The following is an 8206-nucleotide window of genomic DNA, read 5'->3' on the forward strand; positions in this document are numbered from 1 at the left end:
CGCAGGACCACCAGCGCCACCCCGATTTCGCCCCAGTCGTCGTCGGCGACCCCGACGACCGCCGCCTCCAGGACGGCCGGGTGCTGCGATCAGGCCGCGGCGGCGGGAAGATCCGCGCCGAGCGCGCCGTGCCCGGCGTCGGTCAGTTCGGCCGGGGCCCACTGGCCCCGCGCCGGTGTGCCGATCGCGCGGATCAGCCCGGCGCGGGCGAGGTCGTGGGCGGTGTTCTGGTCGCAGCACGGCAACCCGTCCACGCGGAGGTCGGGTTCACAGCTGCAGCGGAGCTCGGCGCGCCCGTCGCCGACCGCCTTGAGCATGGCGATCGCGCGACGGCTCAGCGCGTTCTGGGAGAGGGACATCGGTCTGGCCTTTCGGTGCGCGGCTGGTTTCTGACGGCGAGTTGCTGCAGCTCGTACCGAGGACCACGGGCCGAAGCCGAGCGAGGTTCACTTCGATCGCCTCTTGACAGCGGCAGGCACAGCGAGCAGGGTCATTCATCGGATGAATCAGCTCCGCCAGCGACAGATCGGCCAGCTAGGGGCGAACTCTGTCGTCATTCCGCCGTAGTCATCCGATCCCTGGAGGTTCAATGACGACCTTCCCCCGCCGTCAAGCTCTCGGCATCGCCCTGGGTGGCGCCGTGGCGCTGAGCGCGGCCGGCCGAACCCCGGCCGGTGCCAGTGCCGATACCCACGGCACGGCCCTGCCCGTGGACGCCGCCCCGGACGGGCCCGGCACCCCGATCGTCCCGCCCCCGCCACCCGTCCCGGTCGCGCTCGACGCCTGGTTTTCCCACGACGGCATCGACAGCGCCTCGGCCACCGGCGGCGACTTCGACGGCTCCGGCTACACCTTCCCGGCCGAGCAGCTACCGGCCGGGCAGACCGCCACCGTCGGCGGTGTCCCGTTCAAGCTCGGCTCCGCGGCCGCCGGTGCCAAGAACAACATCGCCGCCACCGGCCAGACGATCGACCTGCCGAAGGGGCGGTACTTCGTCGCCTACTTCCTGGTCGCCGCCAGCTACGGCGCATGCGGCGGCACGGCGACCGTGCACTACGCCGACGGCAGCACGAGCACCGGCTCCCTCTCCGGCCCGGACTGGTACACCGGCACCGGCGCGCTGGTCTCGCCGTTCCGCTACGCGCCCGGCGGCGTCGTCGACGCCAACCCGGTTTCCCTGGCCACCGGCCAGGTCTGGGTCGACCCGGCCCGCGACGCCGTCGCCCTGACCCTGCCGGTCACGGCCACGCCGGCGCCGAACGTTTCCAGCCTGCACGTCTTCGCGCTCACGCTGCAGCCGGTGGCCGTCGGCCGCTCGGCCCTGATCCTCGACGGCCACTCGACGGCCAACCTGCTGACCGACGGCGGTCCGCAGGCCGCCGAAGCGACCGTCGTCAACGCGGGAACGGTGTGGCTCGGGGCCGGCGACCGGGTCAGTGTCACCGTCGACGTCCCCGGCGGCCGGACGACCGTGCCGGCGACCATCCGCGCGCTGGCGCCGGGGGAGCAGGCGACGGTCCGGCTCGGGCTCGCGCCGAACGCGTCGGTGCCGCCCGGGACCACCACGAACGGCCAGATCCGCGTCACGGCCGGGCGTGGCACCCTCGCCACCCAGCAGGTTCCGATCACCCTCGGTGTCCCGGACTTCCGGCCGACGGACGCGTCGCTCTCGACGCACCGCGCGCCGTACTGGTTCACCGACAGCAAGTTCGGCATCTTCATCCACTGGGGCGTGTACGCCGTGCCCGCGTGGGCGCCAGTCGGGCAGCAGTACGCGGAGTGGTACTGGCAGAACCAGCAGGACCCGAACGGCGCGACCTACGCCTACCACAGGGAGAAGTACGGTGAGGACTTCACCTACGACGACTTCATCCCGCAGTTCACCGCGAAGAAGTTCGACCCGCGCACCTGGCTGAAGCTGGTCGCGGACGCGGGCGCCGAGTACTACGTCCTCACGTCCAAGCACCACGACGGATTCGCGTTGTGGGACACGAAGGTCAGCGACCGCAACTCCGTGAAGCTCGGCCCGAAGCGGAACATCATCGCCGAGCTGTTCGCGGCGTCCCGCAAGTACACGCCCCAGCTGCGCAACGGCCTGTACTTCTCCCTGCCCGAGTGGTTCAACCCCGACAACCCGTGGATGGGGCACGCGCCGCGCAACCCGTACACCGGCGCGCCGTTGCCCTACACCGGCTACACCGCCGGGAAGGACTTCGTCCGCGACTACCAGGCGCCGCAGGTGCTCGAGCTGATTTCGGGCTTCGACCCGGACGTCCTGTGGTTCGACATCGGCGGCGTCAACGACAGCCGGACCGTGCTCACGGAGTACTTCAACCACGCGAAGAACCGCAAGCGCCCCAAGGACGTCACCTACAACGACCGCGGCGGCATCCCCGACCACGACTTCACGACGCCGGAGTACACGACGTACCCGAACACCGTCGTCGCGAAGTGGGAGGCGAGCCGCGGCCTCGACCCGTTCTCCTACGGCTACAACCGCGCGACCCCCGACGACCGGTACATGACGGCGGAGGAGGTCGTCCGGACGCTCGTCGACATCGTGTCGAAGAACGGCAACTTCCTGCTCGACATCGGCCCCGACTTCGACGGCACCATCCCGGACGTCATGCAGAAGCACCTGCGGGACGCGGGGGCGTGGCTGAAGGTCAACGGCGAAGCCATCTACGGCACGACGTACTGGTCGCGGATGGCCCAGCTCGGCGACCTGCGGTTCACGGTGAAGCAGAACGAGGCGTTCTACGTGCATTCACTGGCGGCGCCGGGCAGCAGGCTGGTGGTCGACGCGCCGGTCCCGATCCGCAGCGGGGACCGGGTGACGATGCTCGGGTACCGCGGGAACCTGCACTGGACGGTGGAGAACGGCTCGCTGGTGATCGACGTCCCGGCCGCGGCCCGGCAGGCGGGCCGCTACGCGTGGGTGTTCAAGATCGCCTGGAGCTGAGCCGGGTCTTCAGAAGTCCGCGTTCTTGCCGATGTACAGCTCCGCGAACGCCGCCGCGGCCGCGGGCGAACCGAGCAGGCGACGCATCCGGGCCTCCGCGATGCGCGCCGCGAACGGGTTGTCGCCCGTGGCCGCGGTGTGGTGGAAGATGTCGGACAGCCACAGCGAAAACTCCTGGTACTGCCACACCAGTGGCAGGCACGCGGCGGAGTACCCGGCCAGCCGCGTGGCGTCGCCCGCGTAGAACGCCTGGTAGGCCTCGGCGAGCAGGAACGCATCGTGCAGGGCGAGGTTCATGCCCTTGGCCGCGATCGGCGCGACCAGGTGCGCCGACTCGCCCGCCAGGTGCAGCCGGCCGTGGGACATCGGCTCCACGACGTAGTTGTGCATGTCGAGGATCCGCTTCTCGAACAGCTTTCCTTCGGTGATCGGGCCGTCCGGCACCGAGAGCCGGGCCTGCAGCTCCGTCCAGACGCGCTCGTCGGGCCAGTCCGCTTCGGTTTCGCCCGCCGCGGTCTGCAGGTAGAACCGCGTCACGGTGGGCGTGCGGGCCATGTGGGCGCCGAACCCGCGCGGGTGGATGCCGAACAGCACTCCGTCGGCGGACGGCGGTGCTTCCGCGAGCAGGGCCAGCCAGCCGATTCCGTAGTCGTGGTGGGACTTCACGGTGGTTTCCGGCGGCAGGTACCCCTGCGTGACGCCGCGGGCGCCGTCGCAGCCGGCGACGAAATCGCAGTCGATCCGGTGTTCGCCCTCGGCGGTCCGGAACGTGACGGCGGGGGAGTCCGACGTCAGGTCGTGCAGCCGGACGTCGGAGACCTCGAAGACGGCCTCGCCGCCCGCATCGGTGTACTGCGCGACCAGGTCGGTCACCAGAAGCTGTTGCGGGTACACGAAATGGCGTTGCCCGGTGACGTCGCCGTAGCGGAAGGGGTGCCGCTGCCCGGCGAACCGGAACTCGAACTGCTCGTGCCGCGGTGCCTTCGCGACGAGCTGCTCGCCCAGACCGCGTTGTTCGAGCCCGCGGACAGCCCACTCCTCGATGAACCCGGCCCGCGGCCGCTGTTCGATGAACGCCCGGCTCTCCTGTTCCAGCAGCACGCAGCCGATCCCCGCGCGCCGCAGGAGGTTCGCCACCGTGAGCCCGGCCGGGCCCGCCCCCACCACGGCCACCGCCGTGCGCCTCGCCACCATGCGCCCGAGGGTAGCGCGAACCGGGCAAATCGTTCAGTAGAACTGACGCAAGACGGGCCACGCCGTCGACCACGGCTCGGTCAGCGTGCACAGCGAGAGCATGACGCCTTCTTCGTCGTTGTCGACGCCTTCGGCGTTGTGGTGCTTGGCCACCACCCGGCAGCCGGTGATCAGCCGCGACGCGGGCGAACCGCGCTCGAAGCTCCCGACGAGCAGCACCGGGCCGACCTGCCGGTCCGGCGGCGGGCCCCAGTCGGCGTAGGACATGTGCGGCGAGTACGGCTGGGGCAGCCCGCGCTCGGGACCGTAGCGCTCGAGCGCGCCCGCTTCCCCGTAGTTCCCGGCGAGGAGCACCGCGGTGTCCCGCTCGGTGGCCGGGATCCGCGCCCACGCGCCGGCGACCGTGTCGGCGAACCCCGGCCAGCCGACCTGCTCGCCGGGTTCCTTGTTGACCGCCAGCAGCGGACCGTTCAGGGCCGCCGCCGGCACCACCGGGAGTCCGGTGAGGACGGACACGGCCGCGCACACCACGGCCGCCGCGCCGGTGAGTACCCGCCGCGCGGTCCCGCCCCGGTCCAGCCACCGCAGCGCCGGTTCCGCGCCGAGCGCCACGAGCGGCAGCAGCAACGGCACCGAGTAGTACGGCTTCCCGCCGAGAGCCAGGAGTGTGACACACACCACCGGGTACGCGATCGCGAGAGCGCGGGCCCACCGCAGGGCGGGGTCACGCCACGGCCGCAGGAGCCCGGCGATCCACACGGGCACCAGCACGGGGGAGAGGTAGACCAGCTGCATCGGCACGAACAGGGCGCGGTTCTCGCCGCCGTCGTCGTCGCTGATCCCGCCGGCGACGGTGAGCATCGGCCAGCCGTGCGACGCCTGCCAGAGCACGACCGGCGCGGCGAGCACGGCGGCGATCCCGACGCCGGCCGCGAGCCACCACGTCCGCAGCACCCGGCGCGGGCCGGCGACGGCCACGCCGATGCCGAGCCCGGACAGCAGGAGCAGGACGAGCCACTTGTTCGCCATGCCGAGCCCCGCGGCGGCCCCGACGGCGAGCCACCACCGGCCGTCCCCGGTGCGCAGGAGCTTCAACCCGAACAGCGCGATCAGCGACCACAGCAGCACGTCGGCGGAGTTGGTGGCCAGCATGTGCGACACCACGAGGACGTACGCCGAGAGCGCCGTCGCGATCGCGGTGAACAGCTGCGCGCCGCGGCCGCCGCCGAACTCGCGGGCGATCAGCGCGACGACCACCACCGTCGCCATGCCGAGCAGGGTCGCGACCACGCGCAGCCCGGACGGCGTCTCGCCGAACACCGCCGTCGACGCGCGCGCGAGCCACGGCGTGATCGGCGGGTTGTCGACGTAGCCCCAGTCCGGCCGGTGGCCCGCCGCGACGAAGTACAGCTCGTCGCGGTGGAAGCCGTAGCGGCCGGACAACGCGGTCAGGATCACCGCCTGCGCGGCGACGACGAACCCCACTGGCAGCGCGGCGAACCGCGGCAGCTGTGCCGACCGGTCCGTCAGCTCGGACTCCCGAAAATCTCGCGCACGACCGGCCCCCATGGCAGTCTCCCCTCGGCGTGCCCGGATGGTACGCCGGTGATCATGCTTCCGGGAGCGCTCCGACGTATTCGCCGCCCGCGTCCGCGACGAGCTCGGCCACGGACTGCGCCCGGCGGATCGGGGTGAACCGGACGTCGCCGCGCTCGGTCACCGTGAAGCCGTGCACGGCCGGGCGCGGCAAGGTGTTGTAGGCGTAGTGCGCGCCGAAGTAATAAGCCCCGGTGTCGTGGGCGACGACCAGGTCGCCCGGCTCCAGCAGCGGCAGCGGCCGCTCTTTCGCCAGGAGGTCACCGGCGAAGCACAGCGGCCCGGCGATGTCCTGCGGCACCTCGGGTCCGGTCTTCGGGATGCCCGCGGCGTCGAGGGCGGTCAGCCGCAGCGGCCAGTGCTCCGGCTGGAGCACCGTGCGGGCCGCGACCTGCGCGCCCGCGTGCGTCACGGCGATCGGCCGCCCGCCCGCGACCTTCGTGTACTCGACGGTGCTGACGAGGAAGCCGTTCTTCGCCAGCAGGGACCGGCCGAACTCGGTGACGAACGTGTAGCGCCCGTCGGCGAGCGCGGGGACTTTCGCCAGCAGCGTCATGACGTAGTCGGCGTAGGTCGGGCCCGGGGCCTCGGAAGCGAAGTTCACCGGCAGGCCGCCGCCGAGGTCGAGGCTGGTGACCTGCCGGTACCCGGCCTCGGCGTTGATCTCTTCGGCGAGGGCGTGCACCGCGGCGACGCCGCCCGCCATCAGCTCCGGCGGGCAGCCCTGCGAGCCGACGTGGACGTGCAGCCGGGTCAGCCACGGCCGTCGCCGGAAGGCTTCGATGAGGAGATTCCGGTTTTCCTGCAACGGAATGCCGAACTTCGACGTCGCGGTCGCGGTGCTGGTGCCGCCGATCCGGCCCGCGCCGACCTGGGGGTTGATCCGCAGGCCGAGGACCGAGCGCGGGTGGTCGCCGGCCAGCGCGTCGAGCCGGGCCAGCTCCTGGAAGTTGTCGGCGTTGATCGCGGTGCCTTCGGCCAGGGCGTGCGCGAGCTCGGCGGTCGTCTTGGCGGGGGAGTCGAGGACGAGCCGCGGGCCGCGGATCCCGGCGGCCTCGGCGACCGCGGTCTCGCCCGGGCTCGCGACCTCGGCGTCGACCCCGAGGTCGGCGAGGTACCGCAGGACGGGCGCCAGGCCGCACGCCTTGGCGGCGACGGTGTGCTGGACGCGCCCGAGCGGCGCGAACGCCTTGGTCAGGTCTTCGACGGCTTCGCGGATCCCGGCGAGGTCGACGAAGCCGGCCATCGGGTCGAGGAGGTTCCGGTCCGCGGCGGCGGCCAGGGCGAGGAGCTTGCGGTCGGTGCGGTTCACGTCTCCAGTCTTGGGCCGCTTCGCGCGGGCGGTCCAAGACTTCGTCCCTCTCGATCTATAGGCCGGGCCTATAGTGGCTGGGTGGACCTGCGCCGATGGCACTACTTCGCCGTGCTCGCCGAGGAGATGCACTTCACGCGGGCGGCCGCGCGGCTGTTCGTGTCGCAGCCTTCCCTGAGCCAGCAGATCCGGGCGTTCGAAGCGGAGCTGGGGGTGGCGCTGCTCGACCGGTCGGGCCCGCGGTTCGCGTTGACGGAGGCGGGGCGCGTGGCGGCGGCGGAGGCGCGGGAGCTGCTCTCGCGCTTGGACCGGGCGCGCGGCGTGATCGTGGCGGCCGGCCGGGGTGACGCGGGGCGGCTGCGGATCGCGTACACGCGGTCGGCGCCGGGTCCGCTGGCCGGCGACCTGGTGGCGGCGTACCGGGCGGCTTTCCCGGAGGTGGAGCTGGCGTTGGAGACGGGCTGGACGAGCTTGAACCTGGCGCGGCTGGCGGCGGGGGAGATCGACGTGGGGTTCGTGCGGCCGCCGGTGGTCTCGCCGGGCATCGAAGTGGCGGTGATCGGTTCGGAGGAGGTGCTGCTCGCGGTGCCGTCGGGACACGCGCTGGCCCGGCGCCGCGGCCGGGTGCGGCGGGCGTGGATCGCCGCCGAACCGGTCGTGTTCTGGCCTCGGGAGAACGGCCCGGGCCAGTACGACGCGATCAGCGCGCAGGTTTGGCCGGGCGGGCTGCCGCGGATCGTCCGCGAGGAGCCGGAGGACGAGCAGCTGGTGCGCGCGGTCGCGGAGGGCGCCGGGATCGCGGCGGTCCCGGAACACCGGGCGCGGGGGTTGAAGCGCCGGGGGGTGGTGCTGCGACGGCTGGAGGAGCCGGTACCGGTGATCGATCTGGGGCTGGCCTGGCGCGCCGGGGTGGTGACGCCGGTGGTGCGGGCGTTCGTGGATTCGGCTCGCGGCGGCGCGGAGGCGTAGGCAGGGCTTACGCACCGAACGCCGCGTTGGGTGCGTGGGGCGCACCGGACGCCGCGTTGGGTGCGTGGGGCGCACCGAACGCCACATTGGGGCGCTCGGAGCCGACCGCCACTCGCGAGCATACGCCCGCGCGGGGTCCGCGACCGGGTGATCCACGTCGCCCGGTCGCGGGC

6 protein-coding genes and 1 pseudogene are annotated in these 8206 nt (G+C 72.5%); 2 read left to right on the forward strand and 5 right to left on the reverse strand.

Annotated features, from left to right (window positions below):
* Positions 1 to 74: pseudogene (locus tag AB0M83_RS47730) on the reverse strand (hypothetical protein); the annotation flags it as partial.
* 15 nt (positions 75 to 89) lie between these two features.
* A complete protein-coding gene (locus tag AB0M83_RS47735; protein WP_364529212.1) occupies positions 90 to 359 on the reverse strand; it encodes a hypothetical protein in 270 nt (89 codons plus the stop codon).
* A 230-nt stretch (positions 360 to 589) separates the two neighbouring features.
* Here AB0M83_RS47735 and AB0M83_RS47740 point away from each other — a divergent pair, with 230 nt between their 5' ends.
* A complete protein-coding gene (locus AB0M83_RS47740) occupies positions 590 to 2962 on the forward strand; it encodes an alpha-L-fucosidase (protein WP_364529215.1) in 2373 nt (790 codons plus the stop codon).
* Between the two features lie 9 nt (positions 2963 to 2971).
* Here the strand turns inward: AB0M83_RS47740 and AB0M83_RS47745 are convergent, their stop codons facing one another.
* The 3 genes from AB0M83_RS47745 to AB0M83_RS47755 are packed head-to-tail and all read right to left on the reverse strand — an operon-like array spanning position 2972 to position 7064.
* Positions 2972 to 4156: a 4-hydroxybenzoate 3-monooxygenase gene (locus tag AB0M83_RS47745; RefSeq protein ID WP_364529218.1), complete on the reverse strand. Its 1185-nt coding sequence runs from the start codon at positions 4154 to 4156 to the stop codon at positions 2972 to 2974.
* A gap of 33 nt (positions 4157 to 4189) precedes the next feature.
* A complete protein-coding gene (locus AB0M83_RS47750; RefSeq protein ID WP_364529221.1) occupies positions 4190 to 5725 on the reverse strand; it encodes a glycosyltransferase family 39 protein in 1536 nt (511 codons plus the stop codon).
* A 40-nt stretch (positions 5726 to 5765) separates the two neighbouring features.
* Complete coding sequence (locus tag AB0M83_RS47755; RefSeq protein WP_364529224.1) at positions 5766 to 7064, reverse strand: diaminopimelate decarboxylase; 1299 nt, start codon at positions 7062 to 7064, stop codon at positions 5766 to 5768.
* Between the two features lie 81 nt (positions 7065 to 7145).
* Between AB0M83_RS47755 and AB0M83_RS47760 the strand changes: the two genes are divergently transcribed.
* Positions 7146 to 8033 carry a LysR family transcriptional regulator gene (locus tag AB0M83_RS47760; protein WP_364529227.1) on the forward strand — a complete coding sequence of 296 codons (888 nt, stop codon included), beginning with the start codon at positions 7146 to 7148 and terminating at the stop codon, positions 8031 to 8033.
* The last annotated feature ends 173 nt before the right edge of the window (positions 8034 to 8206 follow it).

Source organism: Amycolatopsis sp. NPDC051106 (genome assembly GCF_040682775.1).
Lineage (GTDB): Bacteria > Actinomycetota > Actinomycetes > Mycobacteriales > Pseudonocardiaceae > Amycolatopsis.